25 protein-coding genes and 1 pseudogene are annotated in these 25,523 nt (G+C 70.8%); 15 read left to right on the top strand and 11 right to left on the bottom strand.

Annotation, left to right across the window (positions count from 1 at the left end; genetic code table 11):
* Positions 1 to 16: 16 nt before the first annotated feature.
* The gene (gene yczE / locus G7071_RS17925; protein ID WP_166320723.1) at positions 17 to 682 is read left to right on the top strand and encodes a membrane protein YczE; all 666 of its coding nucleotides are present in this window, start codon (positions 17 to 19) and stop codon (positions 680 to 682) included.
* 1 nt (position 683) lies between these two features.
* Here yczE and G7071_RS17920 read toward each other — a convergent pair whose 3' ends face one another.
* From G7071_RS17920 to G7071_RS17910, 3 genes are all read right to left on the bottom strand, one after another.
* Complete coding sequence (locus tag G7071_RS17920; protein WP_166320722.1) at positions 684 to 2,111, bottom strand: LamG-like jellyroll fold domain-containing protein; 1,428 nt, start codon at positions 2,109 to 2,111, stop codon at positions 684 to 686.
* Between the two features lie 129 nt (positions 2,112 to 2,240).
* The gene (locus tag G7071_RS17915) at positions 2,241 to 2,852 is read right to left on the bottom strand and encodes a hypothetical protein (protein WP_166320721.1); all 612 of its coding nucleotides are present in this window, start codon (positions 2,850 to 2,852) and stop codon (positions 2,241 to 2,243) included.
* A 184-nt stretch (positions 2,853 to 3,036) separates the two neighbouring features.
* Complete coding sequence (locus tag G7071_RS17910; protein WP_166320720.1) at positions 3,037 to 3,603, bottom strand: O-methyltransferase; 567 nt, start codon at positions 3,601 to 3,603, stop codon at positions 3,037 to 3,039.
* Positions 3,604 to 3,854: 251 nt separating this feature from the next.
* Between G7071_RS17910 and G7071_RS17905 the strand changes: the two genes are divergently transcribed.
* The 8 genes from G7071_RS17905 to G7071_RS17870 all read left to right on the top strand — a co-directional run bounded on the left by G7071_RS17905 (position 3,855) and on the right by G7071_RS17870 (position 13,404).
* Positions 3,855 to 3,992 carry a hypothetical protein gene (locus G7071_RS17905; RefSeq protein WP_166320719.1) on the top strand — a complete coding sequence of 46 codons (138 nt, stop codon included), beginning with the start codon at positions 3,855 to 3,857 and terminating at the stop codon, positions 3,990 to 3,992.
* A 9-nt stretch (positions 3,993 to 4,001) separates the two neighbouring features.
* Positions 4,002 to 5,060, top strand: coding sequence for a 3-isopropylmalate dehydrogenase (locus tag G7071_RS17900; RefSeq protein WP_166320718.1), 1,059 nt, complete (start codon positions 4,002 to 4,004; stop codon positions 5,058 to 5,060).
* A 16-nt stretch (positions 5,061 to 5,076) separates the two neighbouring features.
* The gene (locus G7071_RS17895) at positions 5,077 to 6,156 is read left to right on the top strand and encodes a branched-chain amino acid aminotransferase (RefSeq protein WP_166320717.1); all 1,080 of its coding nucleotides are present in this window, start codon (positions 5,077 to 5,079) and stop codon (positions 6,154 to 6,156) included.
* 4 nt (positions 6,157 to 6,160) lie between these two features.
* On the top strand, positions 6,161 to 8,059 hold the full coding sequence (nhaA, locus tag G7071_RS17890; RefSeq protein WP_246210143.1) for a Na+/H+ antiporter NhaA: 1,899 nt from the start codon (positions 6,161 to 6,163) through the stop codon (positions 8,057 to 8,059).
* On the top strand, positions 8,056 to 9,654 hold the full coding sequence (locus G7071_RS17885; RefSeq protein WP_166320716.1) for a serine/threonine protein kinase: 1,599 nt from the start codon (positions 8,056 to 8,058) through the stop codon (positions 9,652 to 9,654). Before nhaA ends, G7071_RS17885 begins: the two co-directional genes overlap by 4 nt.
* 106 nt (positions 9,655 to 9,760) lie before the next feature.
* Positions 9,761 to 11,299, top strand: a complete 1,539-nt coding sequence (locus G7071_RS17880) for a sensor histidine kinase (RefSeq protein WP_166320715.1) — start codon at positions 9,761 to 9,763, stop codon at positions 11,297 to 11,299.
* A gap of 147 nt (positions 11,300 to 11,446) precedes the next feature.
* Complete coding sequence (gene cimA / locus G7071_RS17875) at positions 11,447 to 13,048, top strand: citramalate synthase (protein WP_166320714.1); 1,602 nt, start codon at positions 11,447 to 11,449, stop codon at positions 13,046 to 13,048.
* Positions 13,045 to 13,404: a DUF6264 family protein gene (locus G7071_RS17870; RefSeq protein ID WP_166320713.1), complete on the top strand. Its 360-nt coding sequence runs from the start codon at positions 13,045 to 13,047 to the stop codon at positions 13,402 to 13,404. The genes cimA and G7071_RS17870 overlap by 4 nt, the downstream gene beginning before the upstream one ends.
* 3 nt (positions 13,405 to 13,407) lie before the next feature.
* Here G7071_RS17870 and G7071_RS17865 read toward each other — a convergent pair whose 3' ends face one another.
* Complete coding sequence (locus G7071_RS17865; RefSeq protein WP_166320712.1) at positions 13,408 to 14,001, bottom strand: TetR/AcrR family transcriptional regulator; 594 nt, start codon at positions 13,999 to 14,001, stop codon at positions 13,408 to 13,410.
* Between the two features lie 71 nt (positions 14,002 to 14,072).
* Here G7071_RS17865 and G7071_RS17860 point away from each other — a divergent pair, with 71 nt between their 5' ends.
* Together G7071_RS17860 and G7071_RS17855 are read left to right on the top strand one after the other, a co-directional pair.
* Positions 14,073 to 14,627, top strand: a complete 555-nt coding sequence (locus tag G7071_RS17860; protein ID WP_166320711.1) for an NAD(P)H-dependent oxidoreductase — start codon at positions 14,073 to 14,075, stop codon at positions 14,625 to 14,627.
* Positions 14,628 to 14,667: 40 nt separating this feature from the next.
* Positions 14,668 to 16,065 (top strand): amidase, encoded by a 1,398-nt coding sequence (locus G7071_RS17855; RefSeq protein ID WP_166320710.1) that lies wholly within the window; start codon positions 14,668 to 14,670, stop codon positions 16,063 to 16,065.
* 6 nt (positions 16,066 to 16,071) lie between these two features.
* Here G7071_RS17855 and bioD read toward each other — a convergent pair whose 3' ends face one another.
* From bioD to bioB, 4 genes are read right to left on the bottom strand one after another with little or no spacing between them, the layout of a single operon-like run.
* On the bottom strand, positions 16,072 to 16,722 hold the full coding sequence (bioD, locus tag G7071_RS17850; RefSeq protein WP_166320709.1) for a dethiobiotin synthase: 651 nt from the start codon (positions 16,720 to 16,722) through the stop codon (positions 16,072 to 16,074).
* A complete protein-coding gene (locus tag G7071_RS17845) occupies positions 16,719 to 17,846 on the bottom strand; it encodes an 8-amino-7-oxononanoate synthase (protein ID WP_166320708.1) in 1,128 nt (375 codons plus the stop codon). Before G7071_RS17845 ends, bioD begins: the two co-directional genes overlap by 4 nt.
* A complete protein-coding gene (locus G7071_RS17840; RefSeq protein ID WP_166320707.1) occupies positions 17,846 to 19,084 on the bottom strand; it encodes an adenosylmethionine--8-amino-7-oxononanoate transaminase in 1,239 nt (412 codons plus the stop codon). The genes G7071_RS17845 and G7071_RS17840 overlap by 1 nt, the downstream gene beginning before the upstream one ends.
* The gene (bioB, locus tag G7071_RS17835) at positions 19,084 to 20,160 is read right to left on the bottom strand and encodes a biotin synthase BioB (RefSeq protein ID WP_166320706.1); all 1,077 of its coding nucleotides are present in this window, start codon (positions 20,158 to 20,160) and stop codon (positions 19,084 to 19,086) included. The genes G7071_RS17840 and bioB overlap by 1 nt, the downstream gene beginning before the upstream one ends.
* Before the next feature lie 105 nt (positions 20,161 to 20,265).
* On the opposite strand from bioB, the gene G7071_RS17830 reads away from it, so the two are divergent.
* Positions 20,266 to 20,823 carry a TetR family transcriptional regulator gene (locus tag G7071_RS17830; RefSeq protein WP_166320705.1) on the top strand — a complete coding sequence of 186 codons (558 nt, stop codon included), beginning with the start codon at positions 20,266 to 20,268 and terminating at the stop codon, positions 20,821 to 20,823.
* 5 nt (positions 20,824 to 20,828) lie between these two features.
* On the opposite strand, the gene G7071_RS17825 is transcribed toward G7071_RS17830, so the two are convergent.
* Positions 20,829 to 21,425 (bottom strand): pentapeptide repeat-containing protein, encoded by a 597-nt coding sequence (locus G7071_RS17825; RefSeq protein WP_246210140.1) that lies wholly within the window; start codon positions 21,423 to 21,425, stop codon positions 20,829 to 20,831.
* Positions 21,426 to 21,479: 54 nt separating this feature from the next.
* On the opposite strand from G7071_RS17825, the gene G7071_RS17820 reads away from it, so the two are divergent.
* A complete protein-coding gene (locus G7071_RS17820; protein ID WP_166320703.1) occupies positions 21,480 to 22,121 on the top strand; it encodes a sulfotransferase family protein in 642 nt (213 codons plus the stop codon).
* Here G7071_RS17820 and G7071_RS17815 read toward each other — a convergent pair.
* Both G7071_RS17815 and G7071_RS17810 read right to left on the bottom strand, forming a co-directional pair.
* Positions 22,109 to 22,618 carry a 2'-5' RNA ligase family protein gene (locus G7071_RS17815; RefSeq protein WP_166320702.1) on the bottom strand — a complete coding sequence of 170 codons (510 nt, stop codon included), beginning with the start codon at positions 22,616 to 22,618 and terminating at the stop codon, positions 22,109 to 22,111. The two genes, G7071_RS17820 and G7071_RS17815, sit on opposite strands and share 13 nt — an antisense overlap.
* Positions 22,619 to 22,628: 10 nt before the next feature.
* A complete protein-coding gene (locus tag G7071_RS17810; RefSeq protein WP_246210136.1) occupies positions 22,629 to 23,495 on the bottom strand; it encodes a 3-methyladenine DNA glycosylase in 867 nt (288 codons plus the stop codon).
* A gap of 64 nt (positions 23,496 to 23,559) precedes the next feature.
* Here G7071_RS17810 and G7071_RS17805 point away from each other — a divergent pair, with 64 nt between their 5' ends.
* On the top strand, positions 23,560 to 24,513 hold the full coding sequence (locus G7071_RS17805) for an ECF transporter S component (protein WP_166320701.1): 954 nt from the start codon (positions 23,560 to 23,562) through the stop codon (positions 24,511 to 24,513).
* A gap of 189 nt (positions 24,514 to 24,702) precedes the next feature.
* Positions 24,703 to 25,514: pseudogene (locus G7071_RS17800) on the top strand (fumarylacetoacetate hydrolase family protein).
* Positions 25,515 to 25,523: the final 9 nt, after the last annotated feature.

Raw genomic sequence — 25,523 nt, 5'->3', positions numbered from 1 at the left:
GGGTTCACTTGTCCCCATGAGCTCAACCGTCCACGCTCCTGCACGCACCTTGGTCGACGTCGGGCCCCTCGCCCAGCTCCGCGCCGGCCGGCTCGGTCGCCGCGTCCCGCAGCTGCTCATCGGCCTTGCCCTGTATGGCGCCTCGCTGGCCATGATGCTGCGTGGCACGTTCGGCCTCGCCCCCTGGGACGTCCTCCACTCGGGCTTCATCCGGCACGTGCCGATGAGCATCGGGCAGGCTGTGGTGCTCTTCAGCTTCCTCGTCCTGCTGCTGTGGATCCCGCTGCGGGAAAAGCCGGGCATCGGCACCATCGCCAACGCGCTGCTGGTGGGCGTGGCGGCCGACGCGACGCTGGCCGTCCTGGTGGAGCCCGGCTCCGTGTGGCTGCGGGTGCTGCTGCTGGTGAGCGGGGTGGCGCTCAACGGGTTGGCGACCGCGCTCTACATCGGCTCGCAGTTCGGCCGCGGGCCGCGCGACGGTCTGATGACCGGCCTGGCACGCCGCACCGGGCTCTCGCTGCGTCTGGTGCGCACCAGCCTGGAGGTCGCGGTGGTGCTCATCGGACTGCTCCTCGGTGGCGTCCTGGGCGTCGGGACCGTCCTCTATGCGCTGGCGATCGGCCCGCTCGCGCAGCTGATGATGCCGTGGCTGATCGTGGACCTGACCACGCCCGCGGAGTAGGTCAGCGGGCGTTCCAGTGTGCAGCGACGCGGTGCTCCGGCAGCGCGGTGCCGTAGACCGACACGTTGTCGATGGATCCGTCGAAGGCCGGGCTGCCCACGCCGGCGCCGATGCGCCAGTAGCCGGGGTAGGACGTCGTCTTCGAGGTCGTCCCGGCCACGACCGGGGCACCGTCGACATAGATGATGGACTCGCTGAAGTTGCTCCACGTCGCTGTCACGACGACGTGGTGCCAGGCGCCGTCGTTGTATGCCCGCGGAGTCGTGATGACGCGAACAGGGTTGTTGTTCCAGTCGCCATAGGTGAGCTGTCCGGACGCCGTCATCCGCAACCCACGGTCCTCGATCGGCGCCGTCGCGCCGTTCTGGGAGCCGAAGCCGATCAGGTGTCCGCCGGTGGTCGCCGAGCTGCGGAACCACAGCTCGACCGAATGCGTGCCCGGGGCGCCGGCGGGGTTGGCCGAGGTGAAGGCGAGCCCACCCGCCGTACGCATCGAGGTGCCGGTGTTCCTCTCCGTCAGGCCGCCGGGCTGGCCGAGCGTGGCCGCGGCCTTGTAGGAGCCGAGGACGTTGTTGCCGGAGCGGTCCTGGGCGGCCAGCGTGCCGGCCTTCTCGTCCAGCAGCCACAAGGAGTCGGGCCGGTCGGCCAGCACGGCGGAGACGTAGGGCTGTGACCAGGCGCCTGCCGTCCACGTCGAACCCGAGTTCCTGGTCTGTGCGGTGAAGGCGGCGTTCGTGGTGCTCACGCCCGTGCCGAGCAGCGCCAGGGCGACGCCGAGCACGGCGGGGGCCTTGCTGCGGTGCCGCAGCAGCACCTTGTCCGACCTGGCCCGGTCGTCGGCGTGAGGGGTGGCCGCGCCGACGCGGCGCCGACCCCGGAGCAGCCGCAGCAGGTTCCACTTCGGCGGCTCGCCGGGGAGGTTGCGGGTCGCGGTCACGAAGGCGGCGATCGTCAGCAGCAGCCAGAGGGCGAGCTTGGTCCACTCGCCTGCCTGGATCCAGGTGACGGGGAGTCCGACGAACGGGGCGAGCATGATGGCTCTGGCCTCGAGGTCGCCGGTGGTGACCGGGGTGGCATCGGTGACCTCGTTGGCGTCGCCCGCGGACGCATAGGTCCCGTCGTCGTTGAGCGCGACGATGCGGTGCGTGAGCCTGTGCTGCCGGCTAATGCCGGGGTCGTCGAAGACGTAGACCCGGCCGACAGCGACCTTCTCGCCGACCTCGAAGGGTCGAGCCACCACGACGTCGCCGACGTCGATCGACGGCTCCATCGAGCCGGACTTGATGACGAAGGAACCCCAGCCGAGGAGCAGTGGTGCGATCGCGACGACCGAGAGCGTCAGCAACGCCGTCCTGTATGCGCGCGAACCCAGCACGGCAAGGAGCCGAGCCCAGTCGGCCGCGGCGAGCGCGGTGCTCTGGGAGGTCACACGAGCCTCCAGACGGGTGATGCGGGTGGGCGGGCAGGCACGTCAGGCGTGCTGCTGCGCTGGGCCCGGACCGGCCGGGGCGAGACCCAGAGGTCGCGTCCCGGCCGGTTGGGAGTCCAGCGGGCTGTCTCAGCCGTTGGTGCGCATCTCCCACTGCATGTCGATGCCGGTGCTGGCGCCCTGGAGCTGGTCGATCTGGGCCTGGGTCATGCCGGCCGTGTCGAACTTCCAGGTGATCCGGTAGGTCTTGACCTGCACGCCCGCGTTGACGGCCCAGCCGCCGAAGCCGCTCTCGAACGAGTTTGCCTGGGCGATCGCCGACAGCGGCGCCTCAGAGACGAGCGCTGCACCGCTGGCAACGAAGCCGGTGCAGTCGGCGAACGTTCCGCCGGCGCCGTCCTCGATGGTGACCTTGACCCGGTTCTCCAGGCCCTGCGGGCTGGTGACGGGGTTGACTGCATAGCCCTTGACCAGGCTCGGGACGGACGCGTTGGCCGTGACCTTGATGCACTTGGTGTCGGTGGACCCCGGCAGCATGTTGGCGACCTGGAAGCGAGCCGAGCCTCCGTCGTCGTCGGTGAGGTTGACCGATCCCGTGGACCACTGGTTTCCCGAGTTCCGGGTCTGGCCGGTGAACGCCGCGTATGAGGACGAGAAGATCAAGGCGCCCGTCGCCAGGAGCGCGACGGGAGTGACGCTCGCGGCCAGGATCATGGACGTGCGAGGGGAGGGCTTCTTCATGGCGGGGGTGTCTCCAACCGAGTTGTCTCGAGGTCGGGACCGGCCCAGTCAGGCGTTCCCGGCACCCTGTGTGGGTGCGACGAGAACGCTAGGGATGTAGGTGACTCTTGTCTCAAAGTTGGGAAAATATGTCCCCTGAGGGGTTGACAATCCCGTCAGGAGCAACCCTTGTGGGGTGTTTGGGTCAACGACGGGTGGCGATGAGGGCCGACGCGTCGGGCGCGATCATCACCTCGACGGCAGTGAAGCGCTCGTCGGTGAGCCATTCCTCGCGCAGGGTGTCGACCCGGCCATAGGTGATGGGTGGCCACATCTCGCACGGCGTGAAGTCGTCGAGGACCACGATCCCGCCCGACTCGAGCAGGTCGACCACTGCATCGACGCGCACCGACTCGGGATCGCCCGAGTCGAGGAAGACCAAGGAGTAGGGGCCGCGCTCGTGCAGCGTCGACCAGTCGGCCTGCAGCACCTCCACCCGGTCGTCGTCGGTGAAGATCTCGGCCGCCGCGGTGGCCAGGCGGGGATCGAGCTCGGCCGTCAGGATGCGGGCGTCGTCGCGCATCCCGCTGCGCAGCCAGGCCGTCCCCACCCCGCAGCCGGTGCCGAACTCGGCCATGGTGCCCCCACGCGTGGCGGCGAGCGTGGCGAGGAGCCGGCCGGTCTCGTTGCGGCAGAACGCGACGTAGCCCGCCTTGCGGGAGACGGCGAAGGCGAGGGAGACGATCTCGGGGAGTTCGGGAGGGGCACTCATGAGGATGGTGAGTCTTCCATGCCAAGACCCGTGTCTCGCATCCTGAGCAGCTGAGCCAACACCGTTTCCAAGAACGGCTCCCGGGCGTAGGTTTGCGCCACCATGCGGAGCGTGCTCGTACTCATTTGCCGCCGCGGCGAGGCCTGAAACCAGAAGGGCCACCTCGTCGCGGTGTTCGGCGTTGACGAGGTGACCTCCCCGATGCCGCTGGCTCTTCGATCCAAGTCTTGTGATCGAACGAGGAGAACGGCATGTACGACATGTATCCCGACTGGGGTCCCGCGGCGCACCACCCGGACAATCCGCGCAGCTACGAGAACACCGCGGCGGCCGTCCAGACGGCGCTTGACCTGCGAGACATGGGCGGTCAGCGTCCCGACGACAACTAGATTCAGCCCATGACCTCAGACAACACAGGCACCGTCCAGCTCGCCGTCATCCCCGGGGACGGGATCGGCCAGGAGGTCACTCCCGAGGCGCTGAAGGTGCTCGAAGCGGTCGACTCCGGCGTCAAGTTCGAGCAGACCCACTACGACCTCGGTGCGGAGAACTACCTGCGCACCAAGGAGGTCCTGCCGCCGACGGTGCTCGCCGAGATCCGGCAGCACGACGCCATCCTGCTCGGTGCCGTGGGCGGCAAGCCCAACGACCCCGACCTGCCGCCCGGCATCCTCGAGCGCGGCCTGCTGCTCAAGCTGCGCTTCGAGCTCGACCACTACGTCAACCTGCGCCCGAGCCGGCTCTTCCCCGGCACGGCATCGCCGCTGGCCGACCCCGGTGACGTCGACTTCGTCGTGGTCCGGGAGGGCACCGAGGGGCCCTACACCGGCAACGGCGGCGCGCTTCGGGTCGGAACGCCCCACGAGGTCGCCACCGAGGTCTCGGTCAACACCGCCTTCGGTGTCGAGCGGGTCGTGCGTGACGCCTTCGCGCGCGCCGAGCGGCGTCCGCGCAAGCACCTGACGCTGGTCCACAAGACCAACGTCCTGGTCAACGCCGGCTCCGTGTGGTGGCGACTGTTCGAGGCCGTCGCGGCCGAGCACCCCGACGTCACCACCGACTACATGCACATCGACGCGGCGATGATCCACATGACCGTCAACCCCTCGAGGTTCGACGTGATCGTCACCGACAACCTGTTCGGCGACATCATCACCGACCTGGCCGCCGCCATCACCGGGGGGATCGGCCTGGCCGCGAGCGGCAACGTCAACCCCGACCGCACGGCGCCGTCGATGTTCGAACCCGTCCACGGTTCAGCGCCCGACATCGCCGGCCAGCAGGTGGCCGACCCCACCGCCGCGATCCTCTCGACGTCGCTGCTGCTCGACCACCTCGGCCACGCGGACGCTGCAGCCGCTGTCGAGGCTGCCGTGCTCGCCGACCTGTCGGACCGCCGGCCGGGCACCACCCGCCGTACGTCCGAGATCGGCGACGCGATCGCCGCCCGGCTCTAGCGTTAGCCTGAGCCGCATGGACATCAGCACCACCGCCAACGCCGCCCCGGTCGACGACGCCCGCCTCGCCGAGATCCTGGCCAACCCGGGCTTCGGCACTCACTTCACCGACCACATGTTCACCGTCGAGTGGACGCCGGAGCTGGGCTGGCACGACGCGCGGATCACGCCCTACGGCCCCCTCACCCTCGACCCCGCGACCGCGGTCCTGCACTACGCGCAGGAGACCTTCGAGGGGATGAAGGCCTATCGCCACGGCGACGGGTCGGTGCACCTGTTCCGTCCCGAGGAGAACGCGAAGCGGATGATCCGCTCGTCCCAGCGACTGGCGTTCCCCGAGCTCCCGGTGGGCGACTTCATCGCGGCCGTCGAGGCGCTGGTGAAGGTGGACGAGCGGTGGGTCCCCGACAACACCGACGGCGGGGAGAAGAGCCTCTACCTGCGCCCCTTCATGTTCGCGAGCGAGACGTTCCTCGGCGTGCGTCCCGCCCAGCACGTCACGTTCATGGTCATCGCCTCGCCGGCGGGTGCCTACTTCAAGGGCGGCGTCAAGCCCGTCACGCTGTGGCTCAGTGAGGAATACACCCGTGCCGGGCGCGGGGGCATGGGCGCAGCCAAGACGGGCGGCAACTACGCCAGCTCGCTGGTCGCACAGCAGGAGGCCATCGCCCAGGGCTGCGACCAGGTCGTCTTCCTCGATGCCCAGGAGGGCAAGTACGTCGAGGAGCTGGGCGGCATGAACCTCTACTTCGTCCAGGACGACGGTCGCATCGTCACGCCCGAGACCGGGACCATCCTCGAGGGCATCACCCGGGCCTCGATCATCGAGCTGGCCGGCAAGCTCGCCCACCAGGTCGAGGAGCGGAAGTTCTCGATCGATGAGTGGCGCGAGGGCGTCACCAACGGCTCGATCACCGAGATCTTCGCCTGCGGAACGGCAGCGGTGGTGACTCCGGTCGGCTCACTGAAGTGGAAGGACGGGCAGCTGCCCGGACCGGCCTCGACCGAGCTCACCATGCGCATCCGCTCCGCCCTGGTCGACATCCAGTTCGGCCGCGCCGACGACACGTTCGGCTGGATGCACCAGGTCAGCTAGTCCGGTGACGACCGAGGCGGCCGACCACACCGAGGCGGCCGGTGCGTGCTTCGACCGACAGAGCCCGAGCTCGTTGCGACGGTTCATGCGCACCGAGTCGGGCTCGGCGGGGCTGCTGGTCGCGGCCGTCGTCGTCGCCCTGGCCTGGGCGAACTCGCCCTGGTCGCAGTCCTACCTCGACCTGTGGTCGACCCAGCTCTCGGTCCGGCTCGGCTCCGGCGGGCTGTCGATGGACCTGCACCACTGGATCAACGACGGCCTCATGGTGGTCTTCTTCTTCGTGATCGGGCTGGAGGTCCGCAAGGAGCTCGCGGTCGGTGAGCTGACCGATCGTCGCCGGATCGTGGTCCCGCTCGTGGCGGGAGTGGCCGGGATGCTCGTGCCGGTCGGCCTCTACCTCGCGCTCAACCCCTCGGGCGAGGCGCTGCGTGGCTGGGGAGCGGTCATCGGGACCGACACGGCGTTCCTGCTGGGGGTGATGGCCCTGGTCGGTCCGGCCGTCTCCACCCAGCTGCGGATCTTCCTGCTCACCCTGACGGTGATCGACGACATCGTCGCCGTCAGCGTGATCGGCATCGTCTATTCCGACGACCTGGACACCACCGGCCTCCTGGCTGCGCTCGTCAGCCTGGTGGTGCTGGCGCTGATGGCGCGCGCCGGCGTGTGGCGGGCGGCGCCATACGTCCTGGTCGTCATCGTGCTCTGGATCGCGACCCTCCAGTCCGGGCTGCACGCCTCGATCGCCGGGATGGTCTCGGGCCTGCTCGTGCCTGCGCTGGATCCGAGGCGAGCCGACGTCGAGGCGGCCGCCTCCAGCTTCCTGGCGTTCCGGCAGTCGCCGATGCCCGGGGTCCAGCGGGCGGCGCGCCGCACCCTCACGCGCGCCATCTCGGTCAACGAACGACTGCAGGAGGCCCTGCACGCCCCGACGAGCTATCTCGTTGTTCCTGTCTTCGCTCTGGCCAATGCCGGTGTCGACCTGCGCGGCGGAGTGCTGGGGGAGTCGATGACGTCTCCTGTCACCTGGGGCATCGTCGCCGGGCTCGTCCTCGGGAAGCCGATCGGCATCGGGCTCGGTGCCTGGGGGAGTGTCCGCCTCGGCTGGGGCAGCCTGCCGCAGGGGGTCGGCTTCGGGCACACCCTGGCCGGGGGTGCGCTGTCGGGGATCGGGTTCACCGTCTCGCTCCTGATCGTGGCACTCGCCTTCGACTCGCCCGACCTCAGGACCCAGGCCACGATCGGAGTCCTTCTCGCGGCCGTGCTCTCGACCCTGGTCGGCTGGGCGCTCTTCGCCTTCGCCGCCCGCGTCCTGGGACAGACGGACGCGGCCCTGCCCCGGGTGCTGAGCGATCCGGTGGATCCGGATCGGGACCACGTCCGAGGCGATCTCGACGCAGACCTGACCCTGGTCGAATATCTCGACTTCGAGTGCTCCTTCTGTGCCCGGGCGACCGGTGTCGCCGACGAGGTGCGCAAGCACTTCGGCCCGCGCCTGCGCTACGTCGTGCGCCACTTGCCCCTGGACGTCCACCCGCACGCCGAGCTGGCAGCCCTGGCCAGCGAGGCGGCGGCGAGACAGGGGCGCTTCTGGGACATGCACGACCTGCTCTTCGAGCGCCACGACGAGCTCGAGTTCGAGGACCTCACCGGCTATGCAGCCCAGCTGGGGCTCGACGTCGAGCAGTTCCTGCGTGACCTCGACGCGGAGTCGTTGGAGCGGCACGTCCAGCGTGACGTGGCCAGCGCCGAGGCGAGCGGGGTCCGAGGGACGCCCACCTTCTTCATCGGCGACCGCCGCCATGTCGGCCCTCATGACGCGCGCTCACTGATCGCCGCGCTCGAGGCGAGTCGAGGGCCGCGTTCCGACGTCGGTGGCCATGACGCCGGTAATCTCCGGACGTGACCGCCTCGCGACCCGAACAAGCCCCGCCGGGGCTCTTCGTCGGCGACTACGAGCTGCTCGCCCGGTTGGGCGAGGGCGGGATGGGTGTGGTCCACCTGGCCCGCGCGCCCGGCGGTGACCGCGTCGCCCTCAAGGTCCTGCGACCCCACATCGTCGGCGACGACGAGGCCCGCCACCGGCTGGCCCGCGAGGTCTCTTCGCTCACCCGGGTCAGGTCGCGCCGGGTCGCGGAGATCATCGACTCCGATCCCTGGGGCGACATCCCGTTCGTGGCCACCCGCTACGTGCCTGGCCTTTCGCTGCACGACCACGTCCACTCCGAGGGGGTGATCGGCGGCGCCGAGCTGATGTGGTTCGCGTCCTGCCTGGCCGAGGCGCTCGCGGCCGTGCACGAGGTGGGGGTGCTGCACCGCGACATCAAGCCCTCCAACATCCTGATGGAGGGCCGCACGCCGATCCTGATCGACTTCGGTCTCGCCCGCGTGGCCGACGACCCCAAGCTGACCCACACGGGCTGGCTCCTCGGCACGCCCGGCTATCTCGCGCCCGAGATCCTGCTGGGCGACGATGCGACCGCCGCCTCCGACGTGCACTCCTGGGGCGCCACCGTCGCCTTCGCCGGCACCGGCCGTGCCCCGTTCGGCAGGGGCCCGTCGGTGGCGATCATGGATCGCGTACGCCGAGGCGAGCACGACCTCACCGACCTCGACCCCACGATGCGCCCCTTGATCGAGGCCACCCTCGACCCCGATCCGCGCAACCGGCCCGCGCTCGACGAGCTGCGAGGCTGGCTGGCGTCTCCGGGGTCGTCGTCTCGGCGACCTTCGCGGGACCGCTCCCTCACGATGCCTTTCGCTGCGGCGACCCTCGGCCCGGCGCGGGCTCCGACGGAGGTCGTCGAAGACGGGCTCGGACCTGAGTCCGCAGAGGACTCAGGTCCGAGGAGGCCCCGCACCCGGGTCCTGCCGCCCGAGTCGGCAGGACCCTTCCCCGGCCCCGAGCCCCGCGTCGCGGCCGGCGAGCGGCTGCGACGCGCGGTCCTGGTGGCAGCAGGCATCGGGGTGCTCGGTGCCGGGGTGGCGTTGGCGCCATACGTCGCGGTGCTGGTGACGGCGCTGACGGTGTGGGTCCTGCGCAGCGGGTCGCTGGCTGCCAGCTCTGCGGGGCTGCGACGCACCAGGCGGGGAGCCAGGTGGTACGACGGAGTCCAAGTCCTGCTCGGCGCGCCATGGCACGCCGTCGCCTCCATCCCGGGTGCGCTCCTGCTCGTGGGGTGGAGCCTGGGGCTGGGCCTGGCTGCCGCCCTGATCTGCTTCGCGGTGGGAACCCCTGTCACGACCGGCCTCGGGGTCATCGGCGTGACCTTTGCGACAGCCCTGTGGTGGGGCCCGGGAAGCCAGCGACTGCGGGGCCCGGTCCAGCGGCTCTCCGACCCGGTGAGCGCCAACCCCGTGGTGTGGTTCTTCGTCGTCCTGCTCACGCTCGCTGCGGCGACCGGGCTGGCGGCGGCAGCCACCTCGACAGGGCCCGACTGGAGCCCCGCGAGCGATCGACCGTTCGCGAGCATGTCGCTGCCCGACTTCCTCGGACGCTGACGAAACCCTCCGGCCGGAGGGGTGGAGTCGCTAGGCTGCTCCTGGCTTCTCGGTGCCATTCGCGGACGACCCACGAGGGTGAGTCGTCCGACGGAAAGGACGCGGAGTGAAGCACCCCAGGACGGTCCGGCAACAGATCACTCCGGTGCTTGCCCTGACCACGGTGCTCCTCGTCCTCACCGGGTTCCTGGGCGTCCTGAGCGCCTATCTCTCCTACCGGTCGATCGTGCGCCTCACTGACGAGATCCGACCGGCCTCGGAGTCCAACGCGGCGATCCTCCAGGATCTCTCGGACGCCCAGACGAGTGTCCGGGCATGGGTCCTGAGCGGTGAGCGCGAGACCCTGGAGACCTATGAACAGGGCGTGGCGAGGCTGCCCCGACACCAGGAGGCGCTGCGCACGCAGACAGCCGGTGACGCTTCCCTCGAGACGCTGGTGGAGGAGCAGGAGAAGGCAGCCGAGGCGTATCTGCGGGACTACGCCGAGGTCCGGGCCTCGACTCCGGGGGGGCCGGGGACCTACGACCCTGCGCTCTTCGGCCTCGGCGAGGAGCGCTTCGACGCCGTGCGCGAGGTCAACTCGCAGGTCGCAGACGCCCTCGAGCAGGAGGTCGAGCGCACCCGCGCCCGGGCAGTTCTCCGGGCGCGGCGGACCGGCATCGCGCTGGGGTTCTTCGCCGTCTTTGGCGTGGTCGCCACCGTCAGCGCTGGCGGTCGGCTGCTGCGCGAGATCCACGACCCGCTCGAGCACCTGGAGTCCGTCGTACGCCGACAAGCCGCTGGTGAGCGAGACGCGCGGGCGGCGCTCGAGGGTCCTCGCGAGACGCGCAACGTCGCCCGTGCCCTCAACGATCTCGCCGACGAGAGCGAACGCTCCCGCCAGGCGGAGGAGAAGGTGGCCGCCGAGATCCGAGCGCTCGACACGGCCCGCAGCGACTTCGTCTCCAACGTCTCCCACGAGCTGCGGACACCCTTGACCACGCTCTCGGCCATCGTGGAGATGGTCGAGGACGAGTTCGACGGGAAGCTGTCCGCGGCGCACCAGCGGATGCTGGAGTCGACACAGCGCAACGTGGCCCGGCTGCGCACGCTGATCGAGGACCTGCTCACCCTGGCGCAGGCCGAGCAGCTGACTCCGGGCCTGCGCGAGGTCGACCTCTGCCGCCTCGTCCGCGACGTGGTCGACGACCTCCGGCTCAACGCCCGGCGACGCGCCATCAGGGTGACGGTGACCGCTCCGTCGGAACCTGTGCTCGTGCTGGCCGAGCCGGGACAGCTCCAGCGCGTCTTCGTCAATGTCGTGTCCAACGCAGTGAAGTTCAGCAACGACGGCGATGTCGTCGCGGTCATCGTCGACCAGCACGCCGACGAGGTCGACGTGCGAGTGGTGGACCACGGGATCGGCATTCCCGCGGCCGACCTGACCAACATCGGTGGTCGCTTCTTCCGGGCCAGCAACGCCGTCGCGGGTCAGATCCCCGGCACGGGGCTGGGGCTGCGGATCGTCCAGACCATCGTCAACAACCACGGTGGCTCGTTGTCCCTGGACTCGGTGGAGGGGGAGGGCACCACCACGACGGTCACCCTCCCGGTGGTCGAGCCTGACCCGGACACCCGGACTGGGGCGGACTCCTCGCCCGGATGACGAGACCGGTGGCTCGGGCCGGCCGCCCGTGACAGAGTGGAGCCGTGACCACCACCATCGTCATTGACTAGCGCGACGGGACTCCCGCCGCGCCGACCTCCTGCACCTCGGGAGGTTTTTTCATATCCGCACCCAGAAAGAGGACTGATGGACCTGCAGGGCTCCTTCCACGTCTATGACACGACGCTGCGTGACGGCGCCCAGCAGGAGGGACTCAACCTCTCCGTCGCCGACAAGCTCGCGATCGCCCGGCAGCTCGACGGGCTCGGCGTCGGTTTCATCGAGGGCGGCTGGCCAGGTGCGAACCCCAAGGACACTGAGTTCTTCCGCCGCGCGAGCGAGGAGCTCGACCTGCGTCATGCCCGGCTCGCGGCGTTCGGCGCGACGCGGCGCGCCGGTGTCGCCGCCGCCGACGACCCCCTGGTCGCAGCTCTGCGCGACAGTGGCGCCTCCGTGGTGACGCTGGTGGCCAAGTCACACGACCGGCACGTCGAGCTCGCGCTGCGCACCACGCTCGAGGAGAACCTCGCCATGGTCCGCGACACGGTCACCCACCTGCGGGAGGAGGGGCAGACGGTCTTCCTCGACGCCGAGCACTTCTTCGACGGCTATCGCGACAACCGCGACTATGCGCTGGAGGTGCTGCGGACCGCCTACGGCGCCGGGGCCGAGGTGCTCGCGTTGTGCGACACCAACGGCGGCATGCTGCCCGGGTGGGTCTCCGACGTGGTGCACGACGTCATCGAGACCACCGGGGTGCGGGTCGGGATCCACTGCCACAACGACACCGGCTGTGCCGTGGCCAACACCCTGGCCGCGGTCGACGCAGGCGCGACGCACGTGCAGGGCACCATCAACGGCTATGGCGAGCGAACCGGCAACGCCGACCTGGTCTCCGTCGTCGCCAACCTCGAGCTCAAGCTGGACAAGCAGGTCCTGCCTGCAGGGCTGCTCGGTGAGGCGACGCGGATCGCTCACGCCGTCGCAGAGGTCACCAACTTCCCGCCGGCGTCGCGCCAGCCATATGTCGGCACGTCGGCGTTCACGCACAAGGCCGGGCTGCACGCCTCGGCGATCAAGGTGGACCCCAACCTCTATCAGCACATGGACCCGGTCGGCGTCGGCAACGACATGCGGTTGCTCGTCTCCGACATGGCCGGCCGCGCCTCGATCCAGCTGAAGAGCCGGGAGCTCGGCTTCGACCTCACCGACAGCGCCGAGGACCGCGAGCTCGTCACCCGGGTGACCGAGCGGGTCAAGGCGATGGAGCAGGAGGGCTACACCTTCGAGGCTGCTGACGCCTCCTTCGAGCTGCTCCTCGTGGAGGAGGCCGAGGGCGTGCGCCCGGCCTACTTCGATGTCGAGTCGTGGCGAGTCATCACCGAGACGCTCACCCACGCACGTCCGGGGGAGGAGGCTGTCTCCGAGGCGACGGTGAAGCTCAAGGCCGAGGACGTCCGCTACGTCGTCACCGGCGAGGGCAACGGTCCCGTCAACGCCCTGGACGCTGCGCTGCGCACCGCCATCGGGCAGGCGTTCCCCGAGGTCGCGAAGTTCGAGCTGATCGACTACAAGGTGCGCATCGTCGACCAGGGCCACGGCACGGACGCGATCACGCGGGTGCTGATCGAGACCTCGGACGGCGAGTCGTCGTGGGTCACGGTCGGGGTCGGCCACAACGTCATCGAGGCCTCCTGGGAGGCCCTCATCGACGGGCTCACCTTCGGCCTGCGCCGCCACCACCGGTGACGACGTCGGCCGAGGCCGTCGCCGCTCAGGCCCCACCCGCTGCCGACCGAGTGGTCGCGGTCCTGCTCCTGGTCGCTCTCGGGCTGGTGTCGCCGGTCGTGACGTTCCTGGCCTTGATGTTCTCCATGGTCTCCGACGGCTGCGGTGGCGGAGCCCCGTGCAACACCGACCAGATCGGGCTCGGCATCGCGGTCGCCGGCCTGGCCCCGTGGGCGGCGCTGCTCGGTGCCACGCTCGTCGTGGTCAAGCGGGTGCGTCAGCGTCGACGGGCCTGGTGGGTGCCGCTGGTCGCGGCGCTGCTGGGAGCGGTCGTCTTCGCTGCCGGCGCGCTCACGGCCGCGGCGGCGGTGGGCTGAGGATCAGTCCGCCCGCACGACCCGCCGCACGAGGTCGTCCCAGCCTGCCGAGATCCGCTCGAGACCCATCTGCTCCCCGTGCACCTGCTGCTCGACGATCGGCACCTCCAGCGGCGCCAGCAACGACGAGGCGAGCAGGGGGAGGTCCCCGCGCACTCCGAGCTCGCCGAGCAGGTGACGCACGTGCATCGAGGCGAAGGAGGCAGCCGCGACAGATCGTGCCCCGGACGCACCGGCCGCCCGGATGAGTGCGCCGTGGTCGAGGTTGAGGCGAAGCCGGGAGTGACCGAAGGCGAGCAGGCGCGCCAGTGCGGGGGCCCCGGGGCCCAGCGGGGGTGGGCCCGAGATCACGGACGTCTGCCACTCGATCTCAGACTGGTTGAGCACGGCCGCCATGAGCCCCTCACGACTGGCGAACCGGCGGAAGAGCGTTCCCTTGCCCACTCCGGCGGCAGAAGCCACCGCGTCCATCGTGACCTCCTCCACCCCGTGTGCCTGCACCAGCCGAAGGGCTGCGGCCAGGATGGCCTGGCGGTTGCGGGACGCGTCCGCGCGCTCGGGCGACGGTTCGTCGAGGAGGGGAAGCAGCTCGGGCACGCGGCCACCCTAGTTTCAGCCTCGCGCCCTGCCTGGGGAATGAAAGCGGACCGGGGTCCGTTTTGACCCACATGACTACTTCGAACCAGACCCGCGTCGCTGTCCTGCTCGGCAGCCTGCGCGCCGACTCCGTCAACCGTCGCATCGCCGACTACCTCGTGGCCCAGGCACCCGCCGACGTGAGCGTCGAGATCGTCGAGGGCCTCGACCAGGTCCCGTTCTACAGCGAGGAGCTCGACGGCGACTCGGTGCCGGCGGCCGCAGCGGCGTTGCGGGACGCAGTGCGCACGGCAGACCGCGTGCTCGCCATCACCCCTGAGTACAACGGCACCATGCCGGCGGTCCTCAACAACGCCATCGACTGGCTCTCGCGCCCCTACGGCGCGGGCGCCATCTCGGGCAAGCCGTTCGCGGCAGTCGGGGCCACCCCGACGCCGTACGGCGGCAAGTGGGCCCACGAGCACGCACGACACTCCGCAACGGTCGCCGGTGCCACGGTGGTGGAAGGCATCGTCGTCGACGAGCCCGCCATGACCGACGACCTCCTGGCCGACCCGGCCGCAGCGGGACGCCTGCTGGGTGCCCTGACGGCGCTGGTCGAGCACGACGCCGCGGCCGCCGCCTGATCGACCCGGCCGACCGGCGGCTCGGAGTACGGTCGCGGTCGTGGCTGCACTCCATGACCTGACTGCCCTCGAGCAGGGCCTCCTCGTCCGGAGCGGCGACCTCACCCCGCTCGACCTGGTGAGCCACTACGTGAAGCGCATCGACACCGTCGGCGCGTTCATCACACCCACGCACGAGCTGGCGCTGGCCGAGGCGGTGCGGCTGCGCGACCGCGGCCGCCCCGCCGACGCCGGCCCGCTCTGGGGGGTCCCGACCGCGATCAAGGACCTGCACCCCACCGCCGGGGTTCGGACCACCTTCGGGTCTGCAGCCTGGGCCGACCACGTCCCGGAGCGGTCCGACGACGTCGTCCTCACGCTCGAGGCGGCGGGGATGCCCAGCCTGGGCAAGACCAACACCCCGGAGCTGGGCTCGCCCTGCTACACCGAACCGGACGTCGCCCCGCCGGCGGTGACTCCCTGGGACAGGTCGCGCACCGCTGGAGGGTCCAGCGGGGGAGCAGCAGCCGCGGTGGCGGCCGGCCTGGTCCCGGTGGCTCCTGGCTCCGACGGTGGGGGCTCCATCCGGATCCCCGCCTCGTGCTGCGGTCTCGTCGGGCTCAAGCCGACCCGGGGCCGGATCAGTGCGGCCCCGACGTATGCCGACCCGACCGGCCTGGCCACAGCCGGTCCGATCGCACGCACGGTGCGTGACGCCGCTGCCCTGCTCGACGTGCTCGCCGGGCGGCGAGCCGGAGATCCCTCCTGGGCACCGGCGCCGACGGGGAGCTTCCTCGACGCCTGCGACCGGGACCCGGGCCGGCTCAGGGTGGCGCGCTTCGTCACGCCGGTCATCGCCGACACCGAGGTCGACGAGAGCAGTGTGCGGGCCTGGGCAGATGCGTCCGCCGCGCTGGTGGAGCTCGGCCACGAGGTCGAGGACATCGCCGTCCCGATGCCGCGCGAGGCGGTCGCGACGTTCGAGACCTGCTGGGCGGTGCTGACTGCGATGTCGGTGGCGCCGGAGGGCACCGAACACCTGCTGCGCCCGCTCACCCGGTGGCTCGGCGACCGCGGGCGGGCAGTGAGCGGACCCGAGTTCGGCCTCGCCGTGGGCCGGATGAGGCAGTTCGCAGCGGAGGCGCTGATCGCGCTCGAGCCCTTCGACCTGGTCCTGACCCCGACGCTGGCGACCCCACCCCCGCGGGTCGGCGGGCTGCGCGACGACGACGACCCGTCGGCCGACTTCGAGGCGCAGAAGCGCTTCACGCCGTGGACGAGCGCCTGGAACGTCACCGGGATGCCGGCAGCCTCGCTGCCGCTCCACTGGACTCCCGAGGGCCTGCCGATCGGCGTGATGCTCGCCGCCCGCCCGGCCGAGGAGGGGTTGCTCCTGGCGGCGTGCGCCCAGCTGGAGCAGGTCAGGCCCTGGCGTGACCGGCGACCGCCGGGCTGGTGAGGCAGGTCAGGCGAACCAGCCCGGGACCCCTGCGCGGAAGTCCGCGGCTGACAGCGAGCCCGCGCCCCGGGGGATCGTGGCGAGCACCGGCACGCCCGTCACCCTCGGCAGGTCGTCGGCATTGCACCGCTCCGCGAGGCCGGGATCGGACGGCCAGGACCCGACCACCAACCCGAGCGGCTCGAGGCCACGCGAGCGCAGGGCGGCGACGGTCAGCTCGGAGTGGTTGAGGGTGCCCAGGCCGGCAGCCACGACCACGACGACCTCGGCAGCCAGCGCCTCGACCAGGTCGAGCAGGGTCCCGCCGTCGGAGTCCAGGCGGACGAGCAGCCCGCCGGCGCCCTCGACGATCACCGTCCCGTGCGCCTCGGCCAAGCGGCCGATGCGCTCGGCGTGCTCCGCGACCGTCGGGATCTTGACTGCCGCGAGCCGTGCGGCGGTGTCGGGCGCCAGGGGGTCGGGCAGCCGGACGAGCTCCTCGACGGCCACACCGGCCAGGCGGCGTACGTCGTCGACATCACCGACCTCGCCCGGACCCACCCCGGTCTGCACGGGCTTGACCACCAGGACGTCACCGGGGGTGTGGAGTGCGAGCGCGGCCGTCGCGACGGTCTTGCCGACGCCGGTGCCCGTGCCGGTGACGACGAGGACGCTCATCCGTGCACCACCTCGAGCAGCACGTCGCTCGCCCGCTGCCAGGCGTCGTCGGGGACGCCCGCGTTGGTGGTCACCCGCAGCCGCGAGATGCCGTCGGGCACCGAGGGCGGGCGGAAGCAGCCGACGCGCACACCGTGGTCGAGGCACGCCGCCTGGGCCGCCAGTGCTGCCTGCGGCGACGGCATCGGCACCGAGAGGACGGCCCCCGCCGGCGCCTCCACCCCGAGCAGGTCGGCGAGGCCGACGACCCGTGAGCGCACACGGGCCGGCAGGTCGGGCGCCGATCGCAACAGCCTCAGGGCAGCCAGGGCCCCGGCCGCGGCAGCCGGCGCGAGGGCGGTGTCGAAGATGAACGGGCGGGCCCTGTTGACGAGGTGCTCGACCAGGGCGGGCGAGCCGAGGAGGGCCCCGCCCTGGGCGCCGAGCGACTTCGACAAGGTGGCGGTCACGACGACGTGGGGCAGACCTGCCAGGCCGAGGGCCCGCACCAGACCCTCTCCCGAGGGGCCTGCGACGCCGATCCCGTGGGCCTCGTCGACCACGAGGAGGGCGTCGTGCTCCTCGCAGACCGCGGCCAGCTCGACCAGGGGAGCGGCATCGCCGAGCACCGAATAGACCGACTCGACGAGCACCAGGCAGCGGCGCCCACCTCGACGCTGGTCGAGGAGGGCTGCGACGGCTGCGACGTCGTTGTGCGGGGTGACGGCGATCTCGGCGCGCGAGAGCCGGGCCGCGTCGATCAGCGAGGCGTGGACATGGCCGTCGGAGACGATGAAGCAGTCGCGGTCGACCAGGGCGGTGACCGCCGCGAGGTTGGCGTGATAGCCGCTCGACATGACGAGGGCGGCGGGCTGGGCCAGGAACATCGCCAGCTCCTGCTCCAACGTCGTGTGCAGGGACAGCGTGCCGGTGACGAGCCGGGAGGCTCCTGCCCCGGCCCCCCAGGTGAGGGCGGCGTCGGCAGCCGCCGAGGCGACGAGCGGATCGCGGGAGAGCCCGAGGTAGTCGTTGCCGGCCAGGTCGATGACGTCGTCGTCGGCGCCGCGGGGGCGCAACCGGCGCGTCAGGCCGGCGGCATCGCGACGGGCGGCCTCGTCGGCGAGCCACGTCTCCCAGGCACCCATCAGCCGACCTCGGCAGCCAGGAGCATCCCCGCGCAGATCGTGTCGATCTCCGCATCGGTGCACACGTAGGGCGGCATCGTGTAGATCAGGTCGCGGAACGGGCGCAGCCAGACACCCGCCGCCAGCGCCGCGTCGGTGGCGGCCACCACGTCCACCGGGTGGTCGAGCTGGATCACGCCCACGGCCCCCAGGGTGCGTACGTCGACGACGCCGGCCAGGTCTCGCGCCGGAGCCAGACCCGTGCTCAGCCGGTCGGCGATCCCGTTGACCGTCGCCTGCCAGTCGCCCTCGAGCAGGAGGTCGATGCTCGCCGACGCGACAGCGCAGGCCAGCGGGTTGGCCATGAACGTCGGCCCGTGCATGAGGACCCCGCCCGGCTTGATCTGATCGGCGAGGTCGGCCGTGCACAGCACTGCTGCGAGCGAGACGTAGCCGCCGGTCAGCGCCTTGCCCAGGCACAGGATGTCCGGCTCGACCCCGGCTGCGTCCATGGCGAAGAGGTGACCGGTGCGGCCGAAGCCGGTGGCGATCTCGTCGAAGATCAGCACGAACCCATGGGCGTCCGCGATCTCCCGGAGCACCCCGAGGCACTCGGCCGGATAGGGGTGCATCCCGCCGGCGCCCTGCAGGAGGGGCTCGACGATGATCGCGGCGACGGAGTCGGCGTGCTCGGCGGCGAGGCCGCGCATGGTGGTGGCCCACTCCTCGATCGACCCGCCGACCGAGGGCGGCCGGGGGCCGAAGACCTGCTGCGGCAGCACCCCGGACCACAGGGTGTGCATGCCGCCGTCGGGATCGCACACGCTCATCGCGTCGAAGGTGTCACCGTGGTAGCCGCCCCGGACGGTGAGGAAATGAGTGCGCCCGGGCCGCGCCTGCATCGCCATCTTCATGGCGACCTCCACGCTGACCGAGCCGCTGTCGGCGAAGAACACGTGCGGCAGGCCGGTCAGCGACACCAGCTGCTGCCCGAGCCGGATCGCCGGCTCGTGGGTCAGGCCGCCGAACATGACGTGCGAGAAGTCGGCGACCTGTCGGCGTACGGCGTCGTCGAGCACCGGGTGCCGATAGCCGTGGATGGTCGACCACCACGACGACATCGCATCGATCGCGTGCTGGCCGTCGATCTCGAGCCGGACGCCCCGGGCGCCGGTGACCAGTCGCGTCGGGGTCGTCGCCGACAGGGAGGTGTAGGGGTGCCAGAGGTGCCGGCGGTCCCAGTCGAGCAGGTCGCCCATCAGGCGTTGGCGGCGACGTCTGTCCCGGCGCCACGGCGACGGATGGCCGGGTCGTGCCCGCCTACGAGCTGTCCGGCGACCTGCTGGGCATGCTCCTCGGAGCCGAGGACGACGAACCCGTTGTCGCGGATGAGCTCGAGGTCGGTCTCGGCCGCCTGGCCCTCGGAGGTGAGGTAGTCACCGAGGAAGATCGAGTTGGCGACATGGAGGGCGAGCGCCTGCAGCGAGCGCAGGTGCATCTCGCGGCCGCCGGCGATGCGGATCTCCTTGTCGGGACACACGAACCGCGCCATCGCCAGGATCTTGACGCAGCGCGCGGGCGTGAGGTCCCAGGTCTTCTCGAACGGGGTCCCGTCGAAGGGCATCAGGAAGTTGACCGGGATGGAGTCGGAGCCCATCTCCGCGAGGGCGAACAGCGCCTCGACCAGCTGCTCGTCGCTCTCGCCGAGCCCGGCGATCAGCCCGCTGCACGGCGAGAGGCCGGCGCCCTTGGCCTTCTCGACCGTGTCGACGCGGTCGGCATAGGTGTGGGTCTGCACGATCTGGTCGTGGTGCGACTCGGCCGTGTTGATGTTGTGGTTGTAGGCGTCGACCCCGGCCTCACGCAGCCGCTCGGCCTGTCCGTCCTTGAGCAGCCCCAGGCACGCACAGACCTCGACCTGCGGGTGCTCGTCCTTGATCGCGCCCACCATGCCCGCGACCCGCTCGACGTCCTTGTCCGTGGGCCCGCGTCCGCTGGAGACCATGCAGACCCGGGTGGCGCCGCCACGGAGCCCGGCGGCGGCCTGGGCGAGCGCCTCGTCGGTCTTGAGCCAGGAATACTTCAGGATCGGTGCAGTCGAGCCGAGGGCCTGCGAGCAGTAGTTGCAGTTCTCCGGGCACAGGCCCGACTTGAGGTTGACCAGGTAGTTGACCTTGACGGTGTTGGCGAAGTGGTGGCGGCGCAGCCGACCGGCTGCCGCGACAACGTCCAGCAGGTCGTCGTCGGAGGCTCCCAGCACGGCGAGGGCGTCGTCGACCGTGGCGGGGGTGCCGCCGATGATGCGGGTCGCGAGCTCGTCGAAGGTCGTCGTCATACTCGCTCCTGAAGGGCACTCGGCGGCAAACTGAACGGTGTTCAGTAGAACGGCGTTCAGGTTAGGGTTCCGGGTCGGATCAGTCAACGCACGACGAGGAGTGGGATGCGCCACAATCGCGGCGACGTGCTCGTGCGAGCACACCAGCTCGTGTCCCGCTACGGCCTCGGTGCACTGACCATGCGCCGCCTCGGCGCCGAGCTCGGAGTCCAGCCGAGCGCCATCTATCACCACTTCGCCAACAAGCAGACGCTGCTGGCGGCGGTCGCCGAGGAGATCCTGAGGCAGGGGAGTCGGGCTCGCACCTGTGAACGCGACGACTGGACCGGTCGGCTGCGGGAGGTGTGCTCCGAGCTGCGCGACGCGATGCTGGCGTGCACCGACGGGGCTGACGTCGTCGCCACGGTGTGGGCGTTCGGCATGGGGGCGCAGGCACCGGCCGCGGAGCTCGAGGACGTGCTGCGGGACGCGGGCCTCGACGACGGGCTCGCGCTCGTCGGCAGCCGGACGCTGCTCCACTACGTCTTCGGCCACGCCTTCGAGGAGCAGACGGCCATCCAGGCGGTCGCTGCCGGAGCCGTCGAACGAGACCTCGCGTCCTTGCCCGACTTCTGGACGGGGCTCGACGTCGTCATCGACGGGCTGCGGGCGCGGCTGCCCTGACCGGCTCAGGCCGAGGTGTCCACCTCGGCCCCCTGGAGCTGCGCCAGCAGCACGGCCCCGGCGAGATCGACCTTCGTCCCTCGCAGACGGGCTGCGGTGAGATGTACTCCGTCGAGGGACGCGCCACGCAGGTCTGTGCCGTGGAGCTTCGTCTCCTGGAGCGTGGCCCGATCGAGCATTGCGCCTCGCAGCAAGGAGGCAGACAGGTCACTGAGGGACAGGTCGGCCTCGCGCAGGTCGATCCCCGACAGGTCCAGCCTGGTCAGGTTGGTCCCGCGGATCGTGACCGAACGCCACTGCCCGCCGCTGACGGTGAGGGGGCGCAGCACGCAGTCGCTGAACACGCTGCCCAGGAGCTTGCAGCCGTCGAAGGTGGCGTCGAAGAAGTTGGAGCGGCGGAAGTCGCAGGCGATGAACGCGCTCGACGTGTGGACGCTGGCGTTGAAGGCACAGTGGTGGAAGGTGCATCGCTCGAAGAGCGCACCGTGGGTCGTGGTCTCGCTGAAGTCGACGTCGCTGAAGGTGCAGTCGACGAAGCGTGCGGCGCCCAGCGCATCGCCATACCAGTCGTCGTCACGGAAGTGCTGTCCCTCGCTGTCCACGCCCGCAACGCTAGTCAGGCGCCGGTTCGCCGCCCCGCCGGTAGGGTCGGGCGGGTGATCGCGTCCCATGCCCACCGCTTCATCTTCCTCAAGACCCGCAAGACCGCGGGCACCAGCGTGGAGATCGCGTTGTCCAAGGTGTGTGGCCCCGATGACGTCATCACGCGCATCAGCCCCGAGGACGAGGAGCTGCGTCGCACCGCCGGGGGACTCGGACCGCAGAACTTCGAGTCGCCGCCCCTGGCCCGCCGTGCCTACAACCACATGAGCGCGCGACTGGCCCGTGAGGCGGTCGGCGGGGAGGCGTGGCGCGACTACTTCACCTTCGCGATCGAGCGCAACCCGTGGGACGCCGTCGTCTCGCTCTACTACTGGAAGTACAAGGACCGCCCGGAGCTGCCCGACTTCGAGACCTACGTCAACGAGGAGTGGATCGAGCAGCTGGCCAACAACCGCCGGATGTATCGCATCCGCGGCCGGCTCGCGGTCGACCGCGTGCTCCGCTACGAACACCTCGCCGACGAGCTCGCCGAGGTGTGGGCCCACCTTGGCCTGCCGGGTTCGCCCGACCTGCCCCGCGCCAAGGGCAACGCCCGCCCGGCCGGTCACTACCGCGAGCTCTACACCGATGCCTCCAGGACCCGGGTCGGCGAGGTCTTCGCCGAGGCCATCGAGGCGTTCGACTACTCCTTCTGACCCAGGTCCTCGATGGTCCCGTCGACCGGGTCCCACCAGCGCAGCCGGGTCGCCGCCAGCACGGGTGGACACGGGTGGTCGTCGAGGACCGCGAGGACGTCGGACAGGCGCGCCCGTGGAACGCGACGCGCCAGGGTGACGTGCGGGGTCCACACCGGGTGCCGCAGCTCGGGCACCCGCTCCCTCAGGCGCAGGGCTGCCTCGGCCAGCTCGGTCGGCGGTTCGACGAGGTGGGCGACGGTGGTGCGGGCTCCCTGGCCGAAGAGCACCAGACCGCGCACGGCCAGGCTGCTCGGGAGCCGGATCTCCGCAGCCGCGGCGTCCGCGAGGTCGGGGTCGAGCTCCTGGGCGGCCACCAGGGTGAGGTGGGGGGCGTTGGTCATCGACTTGTGGTCGGCCTGCGACGGCAGACCCGCTGCCCGAAGCGCCTCCCACTGAGCGACGACAGCAGCCTCGCTCGCGGGGTCGAAGCTCAGCTCGAGCGCGAAGTCGGGCACGTCGCCCACGTTACCCAGCCGCCTGCAGCCGCTCGCACTCCTCGATCAGGCGCTGACGCAGGGGAGCGCCGCGCTCGGCGAAGGAGCGCTGCGCCCGGACGTAGGTCGCCTTGCCCTCGACCGTCTCGATCCTGATCGGCTCGAAGCCCAGGCCCGTGAGGTCGTACGGCGCCGCCCTCATGTCGAGCTCGCGGATGTCGCGCGCGAGCTCGAAGCAGTCGGCGACGAGCTCGGAGGGGACCATCGGGGTCAGTCGGAAGGCGTGCTTGTAGAGGTCCATTCCCGCGTGCAGGCAGCCCGGCTGCTCGAACTGTGACCGGTCGCCCGGGCCCGGTTGCAGCACGTTCAGCGGGCGCGCCGGCTCGGTGAAGAAGCGGAACGCGTCGAAGTGGGAGCACTTGACCTGGTGCTGCTCGACGACACGATCGGTGCCGTCGGAGCCGAGTCGCAACGGCCAGTCGTTGTGCCGCAGCTCCTCGGGGGACTGTCGATAGACCATCGCCCACTCGTGCAGCCCGAAGCAGCCGGTGTGCACGGCCCGCGACTGCGTGGCCCGGAGCAGGTTCGTGAGCCCGCGCAGGAGCGGCGCCTGCTTGGCGACATGTGCCGTGGTGACGGACACGATCCCGTCGACGTCCTCGTAGCCCTTGAGGGCGACGTGGTCCGCGGCCTCGGCCAGCCCGATGCCGAAGCCGGGATGCCAGCGACGGAGCTGGGCGGGTCGTTGGGAGTAGTAGGTGAAGAGGAAGTCGTGGACCGGGTGCTTGACCCGCTCCGAGCGGCGCTCCAGGTGGGGTTCGACGAAGGCGTCCACCCTGGCCTCGTGCGCGGTCGCGCGAGCCCGCCACGCGGCCCGGTCAAGCACCTGGATCTGCACCGGGACAGGGTAGTCATCGCCGGCCAGCCCTAGACTCGCGTGCAATTCACCCGGAGGTGTGTGCATGGACCCGTCCACCGACAATGCGTCGCTGGATGCTGTCGTGCTGCGCCTTCATGCGATCCGCGAGAAGGCGGGACAACCCTCCTTCGGAGACATCGCGATCGCGGTCAGCAGGATCCGTCGTCGTGGTGGTGCCACGCCCGAGCAGGCGCGGGTGGGTCGCACCACGGTGTACGACGCGTTCCGGCTCGGCCGCCGCCGGCTCGACGCCGACCTGGTGGCCGACATCGCCCGCGCGCTGGGCTGCGAGGAGGACACGGCTCTCGAGCTGGCGTCACGTTGTCGCGCCGCGCAGGTGGTCTCGAACAGCAGTCTCCCGTCGTCCGAGCCGCCCGCCGTCCAGCCTGAGGAGGTTGCAGCCGCCTCGGGCTCGTCCTCACCCGGTCGTCGGTTCCTGGCCGTCGTCCTGGTGGGCAGCGTCGTCATCAACCTCGTCGGCCGGGCCCTGGTCGACACCCTGCACCTGCCCGTCTATCTCGACATGGTCGGCACTGCGTTCGCGGCGATCGTCCTCGGGCCGTGGTGGGGCGCGCTGGTCGGCGTCACGACCAACCTCGCCGGTGGCGTCACCAGCGGTGCGGAGTCTCTCCCGTTCGCGCTCGTCAACGTCGCCGGGGCCCTCGTGTGGGGATATGGCGTTCGCCGGTGGTCGATGGGCCGGACCATCCCGCGGTTCTTCGCGCTCAACCTCGTCGCCGCGCTCGTGTGCTCGGCGGTCGCCGTGCCGATCCTGCTGTTCATGGCGGGGGGTTTCAGTGGCCACGGTGCCGACCAGGTGACCAGTGCCGCGCTTGCGCTCAGCCACTCGCTCTGGGCGGCGGTGACCGTCTCCAACGTGGCCACGTCTGCCTCCGACAAGCTGATCGCTGGCTTCGTGGCTCTCACGGTGATCGAGGCACTCCCCGGCCGGCGGCGGGCCTGGCTGCCCGACGACTGGCTGCGCCGCCGCGACTGAGCCCGAAATGCTTGTTCGGACTTGTTCGGGAACGGCCCGCCACGCTCCTGGGCTCGCCCGACGCGCATCACACTGCAGTGGCACGCCGCGCCACTTTGGGGGGTGCTCCGAGGCCGGTACGGGGGTTCGGCCTCGGAGCCCGGCCAGCGGCTGTCACCGCCCGCCCCACCCGGCGATAGGGTCGTGCACGTGCGCATAGCGAGATTCACCACGGGCGACGAGCCCAGGTATGGCGTCGTCACCGGCGACCTCGACGACTTCGGTCAGCCGTCGCCCGACTCGATGGTGGTGGCCCTGACCGGCGACCCCCTCTATGTCGGGCTGAAGCTGCTCGACGAGGAGCTCCGGCTCGAGGACGTGCGCCTGCTTGCCCCGGTGCTGCCCCGCAGCAAGGTGGTCGGCATCGGTCGCAACTACGCCGCTCATGCGGCCGAGATGGGCAGCGACCTGCCGGCCGAGCCACTGATGTTCATCAAGCCCAACACGAGCGTCGTCGGGCCGGGCGACCCGATCTTCTATCCGTCGCAGTCGAGCAACGTCCACTTCGAGGGCGAGCTCGCCGTGGTGATCGGCCGGATCTGCCGTGACGTGCCGGCCGCACAGGCCACCGACGTGATCCACGGCTACACGATCGCCAACGACGTGACCGCCCGCGACCTGCAGAAGAGCGACGGTCAGTTCACCCGGGCGAAGGGGTTCGACTCCTTCTGCCCGCTCGGCCCCTGGATCGAGACCGACCTCGACCCGCAGGCCTTCGCCGACGGCGTACGCATCCAGACCCACCTCAACGGCGACCTCAAGCAGGACGGGTCGACCAGCGACATGGTCTTCGACATCCCCGCGCTGATCGCCCACGTCTCCAGCGTCATGACGCTGCTGCCCGGTGACGTCATCCTGACCGGCACCCCGAGGGCGTCGGGCCGATGGAGGTCGGGGACGAGGTCGAGATCTCGATCGCTGGTCTCGGCGCCCTCACCAACACCGTCGCACTCCGCAGCTAGACCAAGGAA

Source organism: Nocardioides piscis (assembly GCF_011300215.1).
Classification (GTDB): domain Bacteria; phylum Actinomycetota; class Actinomycetes; order Propionibacteriales; family Nocardioidaceae; genus Nocardioides; species Nocardioides piscis.
Note: the sequence above shows the minus strand (reverse complement) of the source record. Positions and strands in the feature narration are given on the sequence as shown.

Excerpts from the sequence above, each read along its gene's own strand:
- yczE (WP_166320723.1), top strand. The coding sequence starts at position 17 with ATGAGCTCAACCGTCCACGCTCCTGCACGCACCTTGGTCGACGTCGGG.
- G7071_RS17915 (WP_166320721.1), bottom strand. The coding sequence starts at position 2,852 with ATGAAGAAGCCCTCCCCTCGCACGTCCATGATCCTGGCCGCGAGCGTC.
- G7071_RS17910 (WP_166320720.1), bottom strand. The coding sequence starts at position 3,603 with ATGAGTGCCCCTCCCGAACTCCCCGAGATCGTCTCCCTCGCCTTCGCC.
- G7071_RS17905 (WP_166320719.1), top strand. The coding sequence starts at position 3,855 with ATGTACGACATGTATCCCGACTGGGGTCCCGCGGCGCACCACCCGGAC.
- G7071_RS17900 (WP_166320718.1), top strand. The coding sequence starts at position 4,002 with ATGACCTCAGACAACACAGGCACCGTCCAGCTCGCCGTCATCCCCGGG.
- G7071_RS17895 (WP_166320717.1), top strand. The coding sequence starts at position 5,077 with ATGGACATCAGCACCACCGCCAACGCCGCCCCGGTCGACGACGCCCGC.
- cimA (WP_166320714.1), top strand. The coding sequence starts at position 11,447 with ATGGACCTGCAGGGCTCCTTCCACGTCTATGACACGACGCTGCGTGAC.
- G7071_RS17860 (WP_166320711.1), top strand. The coding sequence starts at position 14,073 with ATGACTACTTCGAACCAGACCCGCGTCGCTGTCCTGCTCGGCAGCCTG.
- bioD (WP_166320709.1), bottom strand. The coding sequence starts at position 16,722 with ATGAGCGTCCTCGTCGTCACCGGCACGGGCACCGGCGTCGGCAAGACC.
- G7071_RS17845 (WP_166320708.1), bottom strand. The coding sequence starts at position 17,846 with ATGGGTGCCTGGGAGACGTGGCTCGCCGACGAGGCCGCCCGTCGCGAT.
- G7071_RS17840 (WP_166320707.1), bottom strand. The coding sequence starts at position 19,084 with ATGGGCGACCTGCTCGACTGGGACCGCCGGCACCTCTGGCACCCCTAC.
- bioB (WP_166320706.1), bottom strand. The coding sequence starts at position 20,160 with ATGACGACGACCTTCGACGAGCTCGCGACCCGCATCATCGGCGGCACC.
- G7071_RS17830 (WP_166320705.1), top strand. The coding sequence starts at position 20,266 with ATGCGCCACAATCGCGGCGACGTGCTCGTGCGAGCACACCAGCTCGTG.
- G7071_RS17805 (WP_166320701.1), top strand. The coding sequence starts at position 23,560 with ATGGACCCGTCCACCGACAATGCGTCGCTGGATGCTGTCGTGCTGCGC.